Genomic DNA, 18,916 nt, shown 5'->3' with positions numbered 1-18,916 from the left:
TTAAGACATGCCTAATTTCTTTATCGATCGCCCAATATTTGCGTGGGTGATCGCCATTATCATCATGTTGGCAGGGGGGCTCGCGATCCTCAAATTGCCGGTAGCGCAATATCCAACTATTGCACCGCCAGCAGTGACGATCTCCGCGACCTACCCTGGCGCTGATGCCAAAACAGTACAGGATACTGTTACGCAGGTTATCGAACAGAACATGAACGGTATCGATAACCTGATGTACATGTCCTCTAACAGTGACTCCACGGGTACCGTGCAGATCACCCTAACCTTCCAGTCTGGTACTGATGCGGATATCGCGCAGGTACAGGTGCAGAACAAACTGCAGCTGGCCATGCCGTTGCTGCCTCAGGAAGTACAGCAACAAGGGGTTAGCGTTGAGAAGTCATCCAGCAGCTTCCTGATGGTTGTCGGTGTTATCAACACCAACGGCACCATGACGCAGGAGGATATTTCCGACTACGTTGGCGCCAACATGAAGGATGCCATCAGCCGTACTTCAGGTGTGGGTGATGTTCAGCTGTTCGGTTCTCAGTACGCGATGCGTATCTGGATGGATCCGAACAAACTGAACAACTTCCAGCTGACGCCGGTTGATGTAATCAGCGCCATCAAAGCGCAGAACGCCCAGGTTGCAGCCGGTCAGTTAGGTGGTACACCACCGGTGAAAGGCCAGCAGCTTAACGCGTCAATCATCGCGCAAACCCGTCTGACCTCCGCTGATGAGTTCAGCAAAATTCTGCTGAAAGTGAATCAGGATGGTTCCCAGGTTCGTCTGCGTGACGTGGCGAAAGTGGAACTGGGCGGTGAGAACTACGACATCATTGCGAAGTTCAACGGTAAACCGGCATCCGGTCTGGGTATCAAGCTGGCGACAGGTGCTAACGCCCTGGATACAGCAAACGCTATCCGCGATGAACTGAAGAAGATGGAACCGTTCTTCCCGTCAGGTCTGAAGATCGTTTACCCGTATGACACCACGCCGTTCGTGAAAATATCTATTCACGAAGTAGTGAAAACGCTGGCGGAAGCAATCATCCTCGTGTTCCTGGTAATGTATCTGTTCCTGCAGAACTTCCGCGCGACGCTGATTCCGACTATCGCCGTGCCGGTGGTGCTCTTGGGTACGTTTGCCGTCCTTGCGATTTTCGGCTTCTCGATAAACACCCTGACGATGTTCGGGATGGTGCTCGCCATCGGCCTGCTGGTGGATGACGCCATCGTTGTGGTCGAGAACGTTGAACGTGTAATGGCTGAGGAAGGACTACCGCCGAAGGAAGCAACGCGTAAATCAATGGGCCAGATTCAGGGCGCACTGGTGGGTATCGCGATGGTACTGTCAGCGGTATTTATCCCAATGGCGTTCTTCGGGGGGTCTACCGGTGCAATTTACCGTCAGTTCTCCATCACCATTGTTTCCGCGATGGCGTTGTCTGTACTGGTGGCATTGATTCTGACCCCTGCCCTGTGTGCGACCATGCTCAAACCGATTGCTAAAGGCGATCACGGAGAAGGCAAAAAAGGCTTCTTCGGCTGGTTTAACCGCATGTTCGATAAGAGTACGCACCATTACACCGATAGCGTAGGCGGTATTCTGCGCAGCACCGGTCGTTATCTGGCGCTGTATCTGATCATCGTCGTGGGCATGGCCTATCTGTTCGTTCGTCTGCCAAGTTCGTTCCTGCCAGACGAAGACCAGGGGGTATTCCTGTCTATGGCTCAGCTGCCAGCGGGTGCAACGCAAGAGCGTACCCAGAAGGTGCTGGACGAAATGACGGATTACTATCTGACCAAAGAAAAAGCGAACGTTGAATCGGTGTTTGCCGTTAACGGCTTCGGTTTTGCAGGTCGTGGTCAGAACACCGGTATCGCATTCGTCTCTTTGAAAGACTGGAGTGAACGTCCAGGTAAAGAGAACAAAGTTGAAGCGATTACTCAACGTGCAATGGGCGCATTCTCGCAGATCAAAGACGCGATGGTCTTTGCCTTTAACCTGCCAGCGATTGTGGAGTTAGGGACCGCGACCGGTTTCGACTTCCAGTTGATTGACCAGGCAGGTCTGGGCCATGAGAAGCTGACTCAGGCGCGTAACCAACTGTTTGGTGAAGTCGCGAAGCATCCTGATCTGTTGGTCGGTGTTCGTCCTAACGGTCTGGAAGATACGCCGCAGTTCAAGATCGATATCGATCAGGAAAAAGCGCAGGCTCTGGGCGTTTCCATTAGTGATATTAATACAACGCTGGGTGCAGCATGGGGCGGAAGCTACGTGAATGACTTCATCGACCGTGGTCGTGTGAAGAAAGTTTACGTCATGTCTGAAGCGAAATACCGTATGTTGCCGGAAGATATTGGAAACTGGTATGTCCGCGGCAGCGATGGACAGATGGTACCGTTCTCCGCCTTCTCTACCTCACGTTGGGAATACGGTTCACCGCGTCTGGAACGCTATAACGGTTTGCCTTCCATGGAAATCTTAGGCCAGGCCGCTCCGGGTAAAAGTACCGGTGAAGCCATGGCCATGATGGAGCAACTGGCCAGCAAACTGCCATCCGGTATCGGTTATGACTGGACCGGTATGTCCTACCAGGAACGACTGTCCGGCAACCAGGCCCCTGCCCTGTATGCCATTTCACTGATCGTCGTGTTCTTGTGTCTGGCAGCGCTGTACGAGAGCTGGTCAATTCCGTTCTCCGTAATGCTGGTTGTACCGCTGGGTGTTATCGGTGCATTGCTGGCAGCAACGTTCCGCGGCCTGACCAACGACGTTTACTTCCAGGTAGGCCTGCTCACAACCATTGGGTTGTCGGCGAAGAACGCGATACTTATCGTCGAATTCGCCAAAGACTTGATGGATAAAGAAGGTAAAGGTCTGATAGAGGCGACGCTGGACGCAGTACGCATGCGTTTACGTCCAATCCTGATGACGTCACTGGCCTTTATTCTGGGCGTAATGCCGCTGGTCATCAGCTCCGGCGCAGGTTCCGGTGCACAGAACGCCGTTGGTACTGGCGTAATGGGCGGGATGGTGACGGCAACCGTGTTGGCGATCTTCTTTGTTCCGGTGTTCTTTGTGGTGGTACGCCGCCGCTTTAGCCGCAAAAATGAAGATATTGAGCATAGCCACTCAGTAGAGCATCATTGATACATCTCTAAAGATAAGGCCGCGCAAGCGGCCTTTTTTCTGGAAAAATCATAAAAATCACTTATTGCCATTCCGTTTATTTTCTATCGGATAAATAAGCGATATAATCCTTGCAGCCTTAAAGGCTATTCTTAAAAAAACAGCGAGAGTTCTTATTTACTTTAATAAATATTAAGATTAATCCTATCCACTGGTTCACATTGTTGGTTGTTGCCTTTCGTTGCTAAACCTAAACAAGATAACCCGATGATTGCCCGAAGAATAAAGAAATTGTCCCATTTCGAATAGCGGCATTTATCTGTTAAAATGTAAAAATGACGTAGCATCATAATTTTACATAATTGTAATTTTTCGTGATATGACGATGAAATCTTTTTTAGAGTAGATTATAGTTAAATCATCAGGAGTCGCGGGCAAGTTCCAGGTAGTTGTTGTATCCATCCCGAAAGGTGTTCGGTTAGTTTAAGCCACTAAGAAGGGGATGCGTTATGGATGAATACTCACCCAAAAGACATGATATCGCGCAGCTTAAATTTCTCTGCGAAACTCTGTATCATGACTGTCTTGCAAACCTTGAACAAAGTAACCATGGCTGGGTTAATGACCCTACCTCTGCAACCAGCTTGCAGCTCAATGAACTGATAGAGCATATTGCAACCTTCGCACTTAATTATAAAATTAAGTACAATGAGGACAATAAGCTGATCGCGCAGATAGATGAATACCTGGATGACACTTTTATGTTGTTCAGCAGTTATGGTATTAATACGCAGGATCTGCAGAAATGGCGGAAGTCAGGTAATCGACTGTTTCGCTGTTTTGTCAATGCCACCAGGGCTAATCCTGTTAGTTTGTCTTGTTAAAAATTATTACAATCATAGGTAAGAGTTATGTCCGATAAACCATTAACTAAAACAGATTATTTGATGCGCCTGCGACGTTGCCAGACAATTGATACGCTAGAGCGCGTTATTGAAAAAAATAAATATGAATTGTCCGACAACGAACTGGCTGTATTTTACTCAGCAGCAGATCATCGCCTTGCTGAATTGACCATGAATAAGCTTTACGACAAGATTCCAACTTCTGTTTGGAAATTCATTCGCTAATTGCACTCAAGGTTAAGTCAGGTATAGCGGTACCGTTGTCTGGCTGACCATTTTCGTATTTACAATGGTTATTTAATTCAAATCGCGTGACTATGATCACAGCAAAGAAGCGGGAACGTTCCCCTTGTTTGCATTACGTTTTACTGTGCTGAAATAACCTTCAGTACACAGGGAATTCGTAATGCGTAATGAAAAGCAAAAAATGATCGCCGGCGAATACTATCGCCCGGCAGATGAAACGCTGCGCAGTGACCGACTACGCGCTCGTCAGTTGATCCATCGCTACAACCTCACCGCTCCCGATGAAAAAAATGAGCGTCAGGCAATCCTGCACGATCTGTTAGGTCAGAGTGAGGGAGCCTATATTGAACCCTCTTTCCGTTGTGATTACGGTTATAACATCTATCTTGGTAAAGACTTTTACGCCAACTTCGACTGCGTTATGCTCGACGTCTGTCCAATTCATATTGGCGACAACTGCATGCTGGCACCAGGCGTTCATATCTATACCGCGACCCATCCGCTGGATGCTACCGAGCGCAACAGTGGCCTGGAGTTCGGAAAGCCCGTGACTATCGGCAATAATGTCTGGATAGGTGGCCGTGCAGTGATCAATCCCGGCGTCACGCTGGGCGATAACGTGGTTGTGGCATCAGGCGCAGTGGTCACTAAAAGCGTTCCGGCAAACACCGTGGTTGGGGGCAATCCCGCAAGGATCATCAAAACGCTGTGATCTTAAATGTAACTGTTATGCTAAATTGCGGTTAATCTGTTACTTTCTTCAAAGGGTATCCCCTTTTAAAATAGGGCGATCCCTCCTGAATTTTGCAGATATCACGAAGGCAAGAGATGACAGAAATACAGCGCCTGCTTACTGAAACAATCGACGACTTAAATATTCGCGAGAAGCGCGACAACAAACCGCGCTTTAGCATCAGCTTTATTCGCAAACACCCTGGGCTGTTTATCGGCATGTATGTTGCGTGGTTTGCCACGCTGGCGGTGATGCTACAGTCAGAAACGTTAGTCGATTCGGTATGGCTGCTGGTGGTACTGTTCGTTGTACTCAACGGCTTTTTCTTTTTCGACGTTGCGCCACGATACCGCTTTGAAGATATCGACGTTCTGGATTTTAGAGTTTGCTATAACGGAGAATGGTACAACACTCGCTTTGTCCCCTCCTCGCTCATCGATACTATCCTGCACTCACCGTCCGTGGATAGCGAACATAAAGCACAGCTGCAAAAGATGATATCGCGCAAAGGCGAACTCTCGTTTTACGATGTCTTTTCGCTTACCCGCGCCCAGACCAGCCAGTAACGGCATCTCAGCACAGATAAAAAAAGTGCGTTCCTGCGAAAGTAACGCACTTTAATCCCTGAAATGCTGGCAAAGAAACTAACGTCTTTTTTTACGCCCCTGTACTGCTTTAAAGCGCGGATTCGTTTTGCAGATAACGTACAAACGCCCTTTGCGTTTTACTATCTGGCAGTCAGGATGGCGCTGTTTTGCGCTGCGAAGTGAATTGAGTACCTGCATTTTAACCCCGCTTAACGCCAATAAAATGACCAAAACGTTTTTGGAAACGTGCTGCACTACCTTCATTATCAAAGGTTTTTTGTTTCCCGGTATAGTACGGATGTGATTTAGAAGAGATATCGAGGGTCACGTACGGGTACATTTTCCCCTCAAACTCAATTTCACGCTCAGTCTTGATGGTCGAACCGACCTTAAAGAATTCATTAGCACTGGTATCGTGAAACACTACGGTACGGTAAAAAGGATGAATATCCGGTTTCATGGCAACCTCAATTTGTTACGTTATAACATAACCATCAAAATACACCACTCTTGTACAAACCACAACCTGATTTACGCTACAGAGATTTAAACGGGATGATAAATGGCCGTAAATATATGATGCCAATCGAATAGCTTTTTGGGGTTTCGGATATACTTTCCCTACGCTGTGTAAATAAGGATATCACTGTGACAACACGACATTTGATAAGCCTGGTGACTGGGGTACTGTTCCTTTCCATCCTCGCGCCTGTAGGTTTAAGCCTGTGGCTGGCACATCGTCAGGTCGAAACGAAATTTATCGATGAACTCGACATGTTCTCAACTCGAGTCGCATTACGTACGGAACGCGTAGGCGAGCAGGCGAAAAAAGCATTACGCAATATTGAAGCTTTTCAGGGAGTGCCTTGCAGTGACGAGCATTTGCTGGAAATGCGTCGTTTGTCCTATAGCTATCGCTATATTCAGGAAGTGCTGTACCTCAAAGATAATGTTCCACAATGCTCATCCCTGGAAAAAAGAAGTAAGGCCGCCGCGTTTCCATCAGCGATGAAAGTCACGCCTGATGGATATCGCGCATGGCTTACTACGCAAAACGATTTAGGTATCAAGCGTTTTATGGCGGCATTAGGGAGCGAACATTATGTTGTGATGGTCGATCCAGGCTCTTTCATCGACGTCATCCCGTTTGGCTCATGGCCGATTGAAGTCACTATCATTGGAACCGTGCGCAACATAGTCGTTGCCAGTAGCGCCAACCTGCCATCGGACGTTTTACAGCATGTAAAACAAGAGAGCTCGATTACCCATTTTCAGAAGGATGGCAATATTTTTAACGCTCGCCCCTTCCCAGAACTGGGTATCACGATCGTAACCTGGGCATCTACCCTGCCGTTACAAAAAACCTGGCACCGACAGGCGCTGATCTGGCTTCCGGCAGGCATTCTTATCGGCTTGCTCACCGCCGCCTTTGTTTTGCGCATTTTGCGCCGCTTACAGTCGCCCCATCACCAATTACAGGACGCTATCCAGCATCGGGATATCAAGGTCTACTACCAACCGATTATCTCGCTCAAAACGGGAAAAGTCGTCGGGGCTGAAGCACTGGCTCGCTGGCAACAGGCTGACGGAAGCTATCTGTCGCCAGAAATTTTCGTCGCGCTGGCGCAAGAGACCGGGCTGACAGAGCCTCTCACACGGTTGATTATTGAAAGCGTATTTGAAGATTTAGGTAAATGGCTGCGTCAGCATCCGGAGCAGCATATATCCATCAATCTTGAGTCAGCCGATCTCGCCTCCGAAACGCTTCCTGCTCTGTTAAGCCAGAAAGTGAACCACTGGCAACTTAAGCCTACGCAAATCGCGCTGGAACTAACCGAACGCGAGTTTGCCGACCCGAAAAACAGCGCGCCGTTTATTGCTAAATACCGTCAGGCAGGCCACTCGATCTATATCGATGATTTTGGCACCGGCTATTCCAGCCTGAGCTATTTACAGGATCTGGATGTCGATATCCTGAAGATAGACAAATCGTTCGTTGATGCACTGGAGTACAACAACGTGACGCCACATATTATCGAGATAGCGAAAACGTTGAAGCTGGAGATGGTGGCGGAAGGTATCGAAACCGAGAATCAGGAAGCCTGGCTACGCCAGCACGGCGTCCAGTACGGTCAGGGCTGGCTGTACAGCAAAGCGCTGCCGAAGGCGGAATTTATTCTGTGGGCAGAAAAACGGCTTTAACATTGCTGTTGATGTTGAGATGGCTGGCGGCACGCCGCACAGCCAGTCACATCACTCTTCCATAATGGGCGCAAATCCACCGTAGATCATTCGCTTGCCATCAAATGGCATAGATTCACCGAACTCCTTCATACGGGGATCGGACATCATCTTCTGATTCGCCGCATCGCGGACCTCTTTGGAAGGGTATTCAATCCAGCTGAATACCACTTCTTCATGCTCCTGTGCTTTCACAGCCATGCGAAAATCGGTCAGTTTGCCGTCGGGGACATCATCTGCCCAGCACTCCACTACGCGCAATGCACCGAACTCCTTGAAAAGCGGAGCTGCTTTTGCCGCCATCGCAATGTACGCCTCCTTGTTTTCAGCGGGTACGGCAACCACAAAGCCATCAACATACTTCATGAGAAAAACCTCCGAAGTGTACTGCGCGGCAAGCCGATTCCGGCCGCGTCAGTCGAGGTTAAGTTTAGTCGCCAGTAGGCGATCGCGCCCCAGGTGCATTCCTGATACGCGTACGTGACTGCGGCTGATGCCGAAACCACGGCAGGCAAAGCTGAATCAACGGTCCGATAGCCAAGGCATACAGCACCGTACCAACCCCCACGGTTCCCCCCAGCAGCCAACCGATAAGCAGCACCGACACTTCGATTGCGGTTCGAATTCGTCGTACTGGCCAGCCGGTACGCGCGTGGATACCGGTCATCAGACCATCACGCGGACCGGCGCCAAAACCTGCGCCAATGTACAGGCTGGTTGCTAACGCATTCAATATTACCGCTGACACCAGCAGCCCACTGCGCGCCAGCAGGGATTCAAATCCAGGAATCACCAGCAGCGCGGCATCTGCCGCCAGCCCGATCATAATCACGTTGCTCAGCGTGCCAAAGCCTGGTCGCTGGCGCAGCGGTATCCACGCCAGCAGTACCAACACGCCCACGGCAATAATCACCACGCCGATATTCATTGACAATAAATTGGCTACACCCAGGTGAAACACGTTCCACGGATCGGCCCCTAAATCGGCACGGACAAACATCGCCGTCGACACACCGTACAGCGTCAGCCCGATAAATAGCTGAAGTAAACGACGCAGCATGCTTTTCCCCTCTCACTCTCGGATAACTTTCATCTTCACCGCAATTGGCACTATGATTAATGTCCAGTTTTCAAAAAGTGGACTGCTATGTCATCTCGCCGTTATGGAAGTCAGTCTTTGCAACGCCTGCTCGGACACTGGCAGGAAAGCCCCTCGCGAACGCCCATCTGGCGACAGCTGGCAGAAGCGTTACGTCTGCTTATTCTCGATGGTCGACTGGCGCTGGATAGCCGCTTACCGGGTGAACGCGAGCTCGCCGTCGTCCTGCTAGTAAGTCGAACTACCGTCGCCAGCGCTATGGCGCAACTGCGTGAAGAGGGATATCTGGAAAGCCGTCATGGTAGCGGCTCACGGGTGATCCTGCCGGAACATATTCGCCATGTGCCAACCCGGACCAGCACCGGCACAGCGCTTGATTTGTCCACGGCGGCACTAAGTGCCGGTCCCGAAATTCATCAGGCTTACCAGCAGGCGCTGTTTGCTATGCCACAGCATTTGCTGAGCTCCGGGTATTTGCCGCAGGGGCTGTCGGTATTGCGTGAGTCCATCGCTCAGCATTATTACGATCGCGGGCTCCCGACGCAGCCCGATGAAATCATGGTCGTGAATGGTGCAGTCAGCGGCCTGGCGCTGATCCTGCGTTTGCTCACCGGCCCCGGCGATCGCGTAGTGGTCGATCACCCCACTTATCCGCTGGCGATTGCCGCGATTCAAGGCGCATCCTGTCGCCCCGTCGGCGTGTCGCTACCCGAGCACGGTTGGGATACCGCGGGTCTGGTCGCCACCATCGCACAAACCGCACCGAGAATGGCCTACCTGATGCCGGACTTTCACAATCCGACCGGGCGTTGCATGGACGCTGCAACTCGCCAGGTCGTGGCGGATATTGCCGAACGAACCCGCACTACCCTGGTGGTCGATGAGACGATGGTGAACCTGTGGTATGACGCCCCGCCGCCGCCGCCGCTTGCCGCATTCAATCGCGACGCGCCGATCATTCTATTGGGTTCAGCCGGGAAAAGCTTTTGGGGGGGATTACGTCTGGGCTGGATCCGGGCGCCGGCGCGAACCATTGCGGCGCTGGTACAAACCCGCGACACCTTCGATTTAGGCTCCCCCGTGCTTGAACAACTCGCCACCAGTTGGCTGCTGGATAACGCCGCCGACTTTCTTCCTGACAGAAGACGGCTACTCACATCGCAGCGCGATCTGTGCTCGAGCCTGATGAACGCACATTTCCCGGAGTGGCAGTTTACCCAGCCACAGGGAGGACTCTCTTTTTGGGTTGAACTGCCCGATACGCTGGCAACGCTATTCGCTACGCGCGCCGAAAGCGTAGGCATTCAATTAGGAACCGGTACGCGGTTTGGGCTTGATGGCGCATTCGATCGTTTTTTGCGTATGCCTTTCACGTTACCGGATGACACAGCGCGTGCCGCCTTCAGGGTGTTACAACCCATTTGGGATAACCTGCGTTTGCAGGCCAGCAGCGGGAAAGTACGCAAAATAATCTAAGCGACGAGTCAAAGGACTCGCCCTTATAAGCCGGGATGGATGAAAGAGTCCCGGTGATATTACCGCTGAGGGGGAACCGGAAAACCCTTCAGTGAAATCACGAAATTTTCACCGTCTTTCTTAATTTTTGCCCCAGCATCACACCAGTCGGAGGCAATACGGAAGAACTCGTCGCTGCCGACATTCCAGCTCAGGCGGACATGTTTCACATAACCGGAGCGTAGTAAATCACAAGCTTCGCCGTAATTACTGGCGGTTGAGAGCGGTTGTTGTTTCATTTTTTCTTCTTCAGTAGTCTGCGCAATGCTTTGATTTCTTTAGGAGTCAGTGCTTCAACTACGGACTCTTCCGTATGCTGGCTATCGATATCCTCAGCGGAGACTCCTGCCTCTTCAACGGCGGTAAACGCAATCAGCAGCAGTTTTTCCGTTGCAACACTTAAATTTTCGTTATGCACTTCAGCGTAATGGCGAAGCTTTTCTTTTAGCGCCTCATCAATTTTGACATTCAATACAGCGGTCGACATCGTAGAAAATCCTTGTGGTCAGCCAAAACACACCGGATGTAAGACCCTGTCGTTACAGCGCGATGGCGGCGGCAAAAGCAACAAATAACATCCCCGAAACACATTGACAGCATTTAATGACAATAAAATGACAATACGATGACAAAGAAAAGAAGATAAGAAGAAGGGAAATTGCCGGACGGCAGAATTGGGTGGGGGCCCTGCCAGCTACATCCCGGCACACACGTCATCTGCCTTGGCTGCTTCCTTCCGGACCTGACCTGGTAAACAGAGTAGTGTTGCGGGAGAACCAACAGAGCCCCCATTGAGAGCGTTGTTAACCAACGCGCAGGCGCATTATCACTGCTGCACCCTGTAATTGCAACCCATCCAGCATCGGATGCTGTTTTCTTGTGCAATGCGGCTTCACTCCCTCGCCATTCGGCATTATGCTGGAGGATTAGCGCAGGAATAAATAATGGATATACAAGACACTTTCCCCCAACGCGTCTGGCAAATCGTCGCGTCAATCCCCGAAGGTTTCGTCACCACGTATGGCGATGTTGCCAGGCTTGCCGGTTCGCCGCGCGCTGCGCGCCAGGTCGGCGGCGTGCTTAAGCGTCTCCCCGAAGGCAGCACTTTGCCCTGGCATCGGGTGGTTAATCGTCATGGTGCCATTTCGCTGACCGGCCCCGACTTACAACGGCAACGTCAGGCGTTGCTGGCAGAAGGAATAGTGGTTTCAGGAAGCGGGCAGATAGATTTACAGCGCTATCGCTGGGTGTACTAACCCTCTCCAGGCGGAGAGGGTTACGACTGCCTTAGTACTGCGTGGGAGCAGGAACGGCAGAAGAAGGATTCACCTGGGTTGGTGACGTTGATGGCACCGTGGTGGCTGCCCCACCGCTTGCCTGAATCGGTACTGCTGTTTGCTGTACAGGGACCAGCGTCAGGTCAGCTTTCGTACCACCCTGATTAATGACAGTCTGAACGGTATCAGTAATAAAGACCAGTTTGTCATTAACCGTAATTGCCGCACTCAGCAGAATACGGGCGTTAGGCTGAATATCTGCCGGGTTAAATGGTAATACAAAGCTGAATGGCGCCTGCTTACCTTCAGTACGGACAGCTTTTTGCGACAGCACTTTTGACGGTGCATCGGCCAGCGACGCATCTGACAGCGTGACGGTCAGCACCGCATCGGGTGGCAAGGCCACTTTCTGGCGGATCCATACCGTACCAGAAACATTTGGCTGTTGAATTTTAGACTGTGTGTCAGCAATTGACGTATTAGGGCTTGGCGCAGGTGTCTGAATATCTGCACTTTTATCAGCACAGGCCGCCAGAGCGACCGCAACCGCTAAACCACTTACCATGTGCACGAGTTTCATTAAATTCTCCTTATCATCTATGCACCAGCGAGAACTTTCCTCGCCAGAAGAGTGGTTAACAAAAACATAACGTGACTAAGTGTGGCACAAGACAGCTGTTTTTGCCTGTAATAGGCCTTTAATTCAGACAATTGCACCCATCGGACCACTTTCAAAATTGCGTTATACTCTGCCTACCTCGCTGCGAGATCGATATAACCTGGAGAGCACGTATGAGTCTGGCGCTGAAAAATTTGCTGACATTGTTAAATCTGGAAAAAATTGAAGAAGGACTCTTTCGGGGCCAAAGTGAAGACTTAGGGTTACGTCAGGTTTTTGGGGGACAGGTTGTCGGTCAGGCGCTGTATGCCGCCAAAGAAACCGTACCGGAAGAGCGTCTGGTGCACTCCTTCCACAGCTACTTTTTACGCCCCGGCGATAGCCAAAAACCCATCATCTATGATGTAGAAGTCTTGCGTGATGGTAACAGCTTCAGCGCGCGCCGCGTTGCCGCAATTCAGAATGGTAAACCCATTTTTTACATGACCGCCTCTTTCCAGGCACCGGAAGACGGATTTGAACATCAGAAAACCATGCCGGATGCGCCGGGTCCCGATGAGCTGAAATCAGAAACAGAAATTGCCCGGTCAGTGGCGCATTTGCTGCCGCCGCTGTTGAAAGAAAAATTTATCAACGATCGTCCGTTGGAAGTGCGCCCGGTTGAATTTCATAACCCCTTAAAAGGTCACGTCGCACCTCCGGCGCGCCAGGTATGGATCCGTGCAAACGGCGAGCTGCAGGACGATCTGCGCGTCCATCAATATCTGCTGGGTTATGCCTCAGATCTGAACTTCCTGCCTGTAGCGCTGCAACCGTACGGGATTGGTTTTCTGGAAAAAGGGATTCAGATCGCCACCATTGACCATTCAATGTGGTTCCACCGTCCGTTCAATATTAATGAGTGGTTGTTGTATAACGTCGAGAGTACTTCTGCCTCCGGTGCCAGAGGTTTTGTACGCGGGGAGTTTTATACGCAGGACGGCGTGCTGGTCGCCTCTACCGTGCAGGAAGGGGTAATGCGTAATCGCAATTGAGAATTACCGGATGGTGGCGCAAAAGCGTTACCATCCGGCAGATTGAAACATCAAGCGTTGTAAGCGTTCTCGCCGTGACTGTTCACATCCAGACCTTCGCGTTCCTGCTCTTCCGGTACGCGCAGACCCACCGTCATATCCGCCAGCTTATAGCCAATGAAGGCCACCACGCCGGACCAGACGATGGTGATCGCCACGCTTTCCAGTTGCACCAGCAGCTGATGCCCCATGGTCACGCCCTCAGCAAAGCCCACGCCGCCCAGTGAGCTGGCAGCGAAAACCCCGGTCAGGATGCAGCCAACAATACCGCACACGCCGTGCACGCCAAACACATCACACGGATCGTCCACGCGCAGAAAACGCTTCAGCATGGTTACGCCCCACAGGCCAGCCAACCCCGCAACCACACCGATAATCAGCGCCCCGCCGACACCGATGTAGCCACATGCAGGTGTTACGCCCACCAGACCCGCAATAGCGCCAGAACAGGCGCCCAGCAGAGACGGTTTGCCACGCAGCGCCCATTCACCGAAGATCCATCCGAGGATGGCGGCAGCGGTGGCGACCACGGTATTGACGAAGGCCAGTGCAGCAATTTCATTCGCCGTTCCCGCTGAACCGGCGTTAAAGCCAAACCAACCAATGTAGAGAATAGCGGTACCGGTGAAGACCATCGGCAGGTTATGCGGTTTAAAGGCTTCTTTGCCAAAACCGACGCGTTTACCAATCAGATACGCACCAACCAGACCGGCAATCGCTGCGTTGATGTGCACGACCGTCCCGCCGGCAAAATCCAGTGCGCCGTGAGAAGCCAGCAATCCGCCGCCCCAGACCATATGTGCAATGGGGATGTACGACAGCGTTAACCACACCACCACAAAAATCAGCACCGCAGAGAAACGAATACGCTCAGCCAGCGCCCCGACAATCAGCCCAACGGTGATGCAGGCAAAAGATCCCTGAAAAGCAACGTGAATGTACTGGTAGAAGCTCCCCGTGACCGCCGTCAGCGCGATGTTCTTCAGCAATACCCAGTTGAAGTTGCCGAAGAAATTATTCCCTTCGCCAAAGGCCAGTGAGTAGCCATAAACCACCCATAGAATACAAACCAGAGCGAATGTCACCGTCACCTGAGTCAACATCGACAGCACGTTCTTACCGCGAATCAAACCGCCGTAGAACAACGCAATGCCAGGGATAGTCATAAACAGCACCAGCGCGGTACAGATCATCATAAAAGCGTTATCTGCTTTATCCGCAACCGCCGGTGCCGCCATTGCCAGTCCCGGCAGTAGCGCCAGTGAAGCAATACCCGTTTTCATCGTTGCTATCTTCATTTTTTGGTTTCCTATCACTGTGTGCCAGAAGTTACAGTGCGGCTTCGTCGGCTTCGCCGGTACGAATACGAATCACACGTTGCAGCTCGGCGACGAAGATTTTGCCGTCGCCAATTTTTCCGGTGTATGCCGCCTTACTGATGACATCAATCACGCCATCCAGTTGGTCGTCGGCAATCGCCACATCAATCTTCACCTTTGGCAGAAAATTGACGCTATATTCAGCCCCACGGTACAGCTCAGCATGACCTTTCTGTCGGCCAAATCCCTTCACTTCGGTGACGGTCAGCCCCTGAATACCAATAGACGACAGTGCTTCACGGACGTCTTCCAGTTTGAACGGTTTGATTACCACGGTAACCAGCTTCATAGATCCCCTCCAGTCAGAATTCAGTAGTGGCTGCAGATACACGAGAGGAATATTGCAAGGGGTGTGCCAGGAATGAAAAACGCGGAATGATTCAGGTTCGCCGGGTACTATCGGGAGAGAAAAAGAAAAAACGCACTATAACGGTGCATAGTGCGTTACATTTTTGCACCAGATTGTTGATTGCCGGATGGCGGCGTAAACGCCTTACCCGGCCTACGATACCGCGTGGCCGGATAAGCACTGCGCCGTCAGGCGATAACAGCATCCTCTTGCGTGCTGGCGGCTAACTCTTCGCCCGCCAGCTGCAGCTGATACATCTGCCAGTAACGGCCTTGCGCCGCCAGTAATTGCTGGTGCGTACCACGCTCAACCGCTTGACCGCGATGCAGCACCAGAATGGTATCCGCATCGACAATCGTCGATAACCGATGCGCAATCACCACCAGCGTAGTGTGTTCACGGACCGCCGCCAGCGCGTGCTGAATGGCCTGTTCAGTACCGGAATCAATACTGGCCGTGGCTTCATCGAGGATCAGCACCTGCGGCGTTTCAACCAATACCCGCGCCAGCGCCAGCAGCTGTTTCTGCCCAACGGAGAGATTATTGCCCTGCTCGCCCAGCCGGGTATGAATCCCCTCGCTCAAGCCCCGAGCCAGTTCAGCCAGTTGCACGGTCTCCAGCGCCTGCCAGACCCGCTCTTCTGAGATATCGCGACCCAGCGTGACGTTTGCCAGGAAGGTATCCGCCATCACCACCGGATCCTGCTGCACCATCGCGATGCCCTGACGTAACGCACCGTGGCTCAGAGAAGACAACGGACGTCCGTCAAGGCGGATTTCCCCCTGCGTCAGCGGGTAATATCCCATCAGCAGGCTGGCCAGCGTGCTTTTGCCGCTGCCTGTGTGTCCGACCAAAGCCACAAAGCTGCGCGAAGGCACGGACAGACTGATGTTTTGCAGCACCAGATTGTCGTCGCGATAGGCAAATGAAACGTTATCCACCTCAATGTCTCCGCTTTTGAGCGGGCGATCGTCTTCACCATAGCGCTGACGAGGCCCGTCCATCAGTTCGAACACTCGCTCACCAGCGACAACCGCCTGCTGCAGCATTGATTGCTGGGTGGTCAGCTCGATCAGCGGTTCGTTCAAACGGCCGAGGTAGCTGATGAACGCGTACAGCACGCCAACCTCGATGGAGGTGCCAGAGGTAAAACTGAACAGCATCAGCAAACCGCAGAGGATCAGTGCCGAGAACAGGCTCAGCAGCGGACGCAGCAAAAAACCATCCAGTCGCAGGGTTTGCATACGCGCCATATAGTGCGAGCGGCTGGCCTCGCCCATTCTCTCGCCAAACCTTGCCTGCTGGCGGAACTGCTGGATAACGCTCATGCCGTTGATGACTTCGTTAAAGCCATCGTTAATATCCGCCAGATAAGCGCGCACCCGGCGCACAATCGGGGTGCTGTAGCGTTGGTAAATCACCATCACCACCAGCACGGCTGGGAAAATGGCCATTGCCACCAGCGCCATGCGCCATTCCAGGCTGAACATTGCCACTAACATCGCGCCGATTAAGGCCGCGCTGCGCAGGACCGTTGCGACCACCGTCACGTAAAGGTCGCGAATAACTTCAGTATCATTGGTCACGCGGGAGATAAGCTGCCCGACGGGCTGAGTATCAAAAGCACTGAGCGGCTGACGCAGCGCAGCGTCCATTACGTCGGTGCGTAACTGTTGTACTACGCCAACCGCCGCCTGGTTAAACAGCAATGACTGAGCGTAATGCAGACCTGCCGCCAGCAGTTGCAGACCGACATAGGCCGCAACCAGCCCGGCAACCATCGCCAATGGCAGATTGTTCTTCGCCACCATGTTATCGATAAAATAGCTAATGAGCAGCGGACCGCTGACTTCCGCCGCAGCCGCCACCCACAGCATAACTACCGCAATCGCCAGCTGTTTTCGCCATGGGGAACCATACGCCAGCAGTCTTTTCAGAGTTGGCCATAATTGCCCGAAACTACGCATTAGCCGCCTCCTCGTTTATCTCTGGTGCATCAGACAGCGCCGCTTCAAGTTGCTGATAGCGGTACATGTCGCGATACCAACCGGGCTGTTGCACTAAAGATTCATGCTCACCGCGCTGAGCAATATGCCCATGCTGCATCACGATAATCTCGCTGGCTTCCGTCAGAGCCGATAAACGGTGTGCGCTGATAATCACGGTTCTGCCTTCGCCCCACTGGCGCAGGTTATGTAGGATCTGATGCTCGGTACGACCGTCCACCGCCGACAGCGCATCATCCAGAATCAGAATTTCAGCGTTCAGCAGTAACGCTCGAGCGATAGAAATACGCTGTTTTTGCCCGCCTGACAGCATCACCCCGCGTTCGCCCACTTCGGTGTCGTAGCCCTGAGGAAGACGTAAAATATCCTCATGAACGCTGGCAAGGCGCGCCACATGCTCGATCTCTTCCTGCGTGGCCTGCGGGCGTCCTAAGGCGATGTTATTACCGACGGTATCGGAAAACAGGAATGGTGTCTGGCTGACAACCGCCAGTCGGCTGCGCCAGCTATCCAGCTGTAAGCGCGTTAATGGGATATCATGAAAGCGCACATCGCCCTGGGTGATATCAAAATGACGCTGGATCAGCGACAGTACCGTACTTTTTCCCGCGCCGGTCGGACCACAGATGCCCAGCATCTGTCCAGGTTTGAGCTGGAAATTCACATTTTCCAGCGCCGGGTGGGTGGTTTGAGGGTAACAAAATTCGCGAATCGCCACCGCCAGCTCGCCGCGTCCTTCCGGCACCGGTTCAGTACCGTCATCCACTACCGGCGCTTCTGCCAGCATGGCGCGAATTCGGCTATACGCGGCGCTGCCGCGTTCTACGATGTTAAACATCCAGGCCAGCGCCAGCATCGGCCAAATCATCAGACCGAGATACATCATAAAGCTGGTGAGCTGCCCGAGCGTCAGCGAGCCGTGAACCACCATCCAGCTTCCCCCGGCAATCGCCAGCAGGTTAGCCATACCAATGGCGATATAAATCGTAGGATCAAAGCGGGCGTCAATGCGCGCCACACGCAGGTTTTTCTTACCGGTATCTTCAGCATCAGCGGCAAATAATGCCGACTGCCGATCCTCCAGCCCAAAGGCCTTGATCATACGAATACTGGTCAGGCTTTCCTGAGTACGATCGTTGAGACTGGAAAACGCCGCCTGCGCCAGCTTAAAACGGTTATGGAGTCGATCACCGTAACGTTTGATCATCAACGCCATCACCGGCATCGGCAGCAGCGCAATGAGCGTCAGTTGCCAACTTATCTGCGTTGACATCACGATCAGCACCGCACACCCCATAACCAGCGAATCTACCAGCGTCAGCACCCCTTCTCCGGCGGCAAATACGACGCGATCGACATCGTTGGTGGCACGCGCCATCAGATCGCCCGTACGGTGCCGCAGATAAAATTCTGGATGCTGGCGACTCAACTGACGGTAATAATCTTCCCGCAGTTCAACCGCCAGTTGGTAGGATGCGCCAAACAGCAGCACGCGCCAGACATAACGCAGCAAATAAACCACCACGGCAATCAGGGCAATTGTCCCCACCCACATCAGCAGCCGCTCGGTGGTGAAGCGTTGAGTCGTCACGCCATCCACAATGATCCCGACCACTTTCGGCGGAATAAGCTGAAGGATAGCGATGATGATAAGCAAGGCCACTGCCCCGAGGTAGCGACGCCACTCCCGGCGGAAGTACCAGCTTAATTGAGCAAATAATCGCACGCGTTATATCCTGACAAGATTTCCG

General features: G+C 52.3%; 19 protein-coding genes, 1 other RNA gene and 1 pseudogene. 9 read left to right on the top strand and 12 right to left on the bottom strand.

From position 1 onward, the window contains the following. Positions 1–7 precede the first annotated feature (7 nt). The 5 genes from acrB (at position 8) to C2U43_RS06220 (ending at position 5,586) form a co-directional block, all read left to right on the top strand. Positions 8–3,157, top strand: coding sequence for an efflux RND transporter permease AcrB (acrB, locus tag C2U43_RS06240; RefSeq protein ID WP_008783964.1), 3,150 nt, complete (start codon positions 8–10; stop codon positions 3,155–3,157). A gap of 488 nt (positions 3,158–3,645) precedes the next feature. Next, entirely contained in the window at positions 3,646–4,020 is a 375-nt protein-coding gene (gene tomB / locus C2U43_RS06235; protein WP_003021733.1) for an Hha toxicity modulator TomB, read from the top strand. A gap of 27 nt (positions 4,021–4,047) precedes the next feature. After that, on the top strand, positions 4,048–4,266 hold the full coding sequence (locus C2U43_RS06230) for an HHA domain-containing protein (RefSeq protein ID WP_002892050.1): 219 nt from the start codon (positions 4,048–4,050) through the stop codon (positions 4,264–4,266). 181 nt (positions 4,267–4,447) lie between these two features. Then, positions 4,448–4,999, top strand: a complete 552-nt coding sequence (gene maa / locus C2U43_RS06225) for a maltose O-acetyltransferase (protein WP_003835924.1) — start codon at positions 4,448–4,450, stop codon at positions 4,997–4,999. A gap of 116 nt (positions 5,000–5,115) precedes the next feature. Continuing rightward, positions 5,116–5,586, top strand: a complete 471-nt coding sequence (locus C2U43_RS06220) for a YlaC family protein (protein ID WP_103284817.1) — start codon at positions 5,116–5,118, stop codon at positions 5,584–5,586. A 78-nt stretch (positions 5,587–5,664) separates the two neighbouring features. On the opposite strand, the gene ykgO is transcribed toward C2U43_RS06220, so the two are convergent. Next, positions 5,665–5,805, bottom strand: coding sequence for a type B 50S ribosomal protein L36 (gene ykgO, locus C2U43_RS06215; protein WP_005125190.1), 141 nt, complete (start codon positions 5,803–5,805; stop codon positions 5,665–5,667). A 1-nt stretch (position 5,806) separates the two neighbouring features. Further along, entirely contained in the window at positions 5,807–6,067 is a 261-nt protein-coding gene (locus C2U43_RS06210; protein ID WP_008783961.1) for a type B 50S ribosomal protein L31, read from the bottom strand. 188 nt (positions 6,068–6,255) lie between these two features. Here C2U43_RS06210 and C2U43_RS06205 point away from each other — a divergent pair, with 188 nt between their 5' ends. Beyond that, complete coding sequence (locus C2U43_RS06205) at positions 6,256–7,809, top strand: EAL domain-containing protein (protein WP_103284816.1); 1,554 nt, start codon at positions 6,256–6,258, stop codon at positions 7,807–7,809. Between the two features lie 51 nt (positions 7,810–7,860). On the opposite strand, the gene C2U43_RS06200 is transcribed toward C2U43_RS06205, so the two are convergent. Both C2U43_RS06200 and yczE read right to left on the bottom strand, forming a co-directional pair. Continuing rightward, the gene (locus C2U43_RS06200) at positions 7,861–8,214 is read right to left on the bottom strand and encodes a DUF1428 domain-containing protein (protein WP_008783959.1); all 354 of its coding nucleotides are present in this window, start codon (positions 8,212–8,214) and stop codon (positions 7,861–7,863) included. Positions 8,215–8,278: 64 nt separating this feature from the next. Beyond that, entirely contained in the window at positions 8,279–8,908 is a 630-nt protein-coding gene (gene yczE / locus C2U43_RS06195; protein WP_048214785.1) for a membrane protein YczE, read from the bottom strand. An 87-nt stretch (positions 8,909–8,995) separates the two neighbouring features. On the opposite strand from yczE, the gene yczR reads away from it, so the two are divergent. Next, positions 8,996–10,423, top strand: coding sequence for a MocR-like transcription factor YczR (gene yczR, locus C2U43_RS06190; protein WP_103284815.1), 1,428 nt, complete (start codon positions 8,996–8,998; stop codon positions 10,421–10,423). A gap of 59 nt (positions 10,424–10,482) precedes the next feature. On the opposite strand, the gene C2U43_RS06185 is transcribed toward yczR, so the two are convergent. From C2U43_RS06185 to ffs, 3 genes are all read right to left on the bottom strand, one after another. Continuing rightward, entirely contained in the window at positions 10,483–10,701 is a 219-nt protein-coding gene (locus C2U43_RS06185; RefSeq protein ID WP_008783956.1) for a hypothetical protein, read from the bottom strand. Next, positions 10,698–10,949, bottom strand: a complete 252-nt coding sequence (locus C2U43_RS06180) for a hypothetical protein (protein ID WP_003831029.1) — start codon at positions 10,947–10,949, stop codon at positions 10,698–10,700. The genes C2U43_RS06185 and C2U43_RS06180 overlap by 4 nt, the downstream gene beginning before the upstream one ends. A 198-nt stretch (positions 10,950–11,147) precedes the next feature. Further along, an RNA gene (ffs, locus tag C2U43_RS06175) (signal recognition particle sRNA small type) lies at positions 11,148–11,244 on the bottom strand. A gap of 84 nt (positions 11,245–11,328) precedes the next feature. Here ffs and C2U43_RS06170 point away from each other — a divergent pair. Further along, positions 11,329–11,718, top strand: a pseudogene (locus C2U43_RS06170) (MGMT family protein). A gap of 31 nt (positions 11,719–11,749) precedes the next feature. Here the strand turns inward: C2U43_RS06170 and C2U43_RS06165 are convergent. Then, positions 11,750–12,319: a YbaY family lipoprotein gene (locus C2U43_RS06165; protein WP_103284814.1), complete on the bottom strand. Its 570-nt coding sequence runs from the start codon at positions 12,317–12,319 to the stop codon at positions 11,750–11,752. A 212-nt stretch (positions 12,320–12,531) separates the two neighbouring features. Here C2U43_RS06165 and tesB point away from each other — a divergent pair, with 212 nt between their 5' ends. Beyond that, the gene (tesB, locus tag C2U43_RS06160; protein ID WP_003831027.1) at positions 12,532–13,392 is read left to right on the top strand and encodes an acyl-CoA thioesterase II; all 861 of its coding nucleotides are present in this window, start codon (positions 12,532–12,534) and stop codon (positions 13,390–13,392) included. Between the two features lie 50 nt (positions 13,393–13,442). Here tesB and amtB read toward each other — a convergent pair whose 3' ends face one another. The 4 genes from amtB to C2U43_RS06135 form a co-directional block, all read right to left on the bottom strand. Then, the gene (amtB, locus tag C2U43_RS06155; protein WP_008783954.1) at positions 13,443–14,729 is read right to left on the bottom strand and encodes an ammonium transporter AmtB; all 1,287 of its coding nucleotides are present in this window, start codon (positions 14,727–14,729) and stop codon (positions 13,443–13,445) included. Between the two features lie 31 nt (positions 14,730–14,760). Next, a complete protein-coding gene (glnK, locus tag C2U43_RS06150; RefSeq protein ID WP_003021657.1) occupies positions 14,761–15,099 on the bottom strand; it encodes a P-II family nitrogen regulator in 339 nt (112 codons plus the stop codon). A 248-nt stretch (positions 15,100–15,347) separates the two neighbouring features. Continuing rightward, positions 15,348–17,126, bottom strand: coding sequence for a SmdB family multidrug efflux ABC transporter permease/ATP-binding protein (locus C2U43_RS06140; RefSeq protein WP_103284812.1), 1,779 nt, complete (start codon positions 17,124–17,126; stop codon positions 15,348–15,350). Then, on the bottom strand, positions 17,119–18,891 hold the full coding sequence (locus tag C2U43_RS06135; protein WP_020996575.1) for a SmdA family multidrug ABC transporter permease/ATP-binding protein: 1,773 nt from the start codon (positions 18,889–18,891) through the stop codon (positions 17,119–17,121). Before C2U43_RS06135 ends, C2U43_RS06140 begins: the two co-directional genes overlap by 8 nt. Positions 18,892–18,916 lie beyond the last annotated feature (25 nt).

The sequence above is a fragment of the Citrobacter freundii complex sp. CFNIH9 genome, assembly GCF_002903305.1.
Taxonomy (GTDB): Bacteria; Pseudomonadota; Gammaproteobacteria; order Enterobacterales; family Enterobacteriaceae; genus Citrobacter; species Citrobacter portucalensis.
This window is presented reverse-complemented; position numbering and strand designations above follow the sequence as displayed.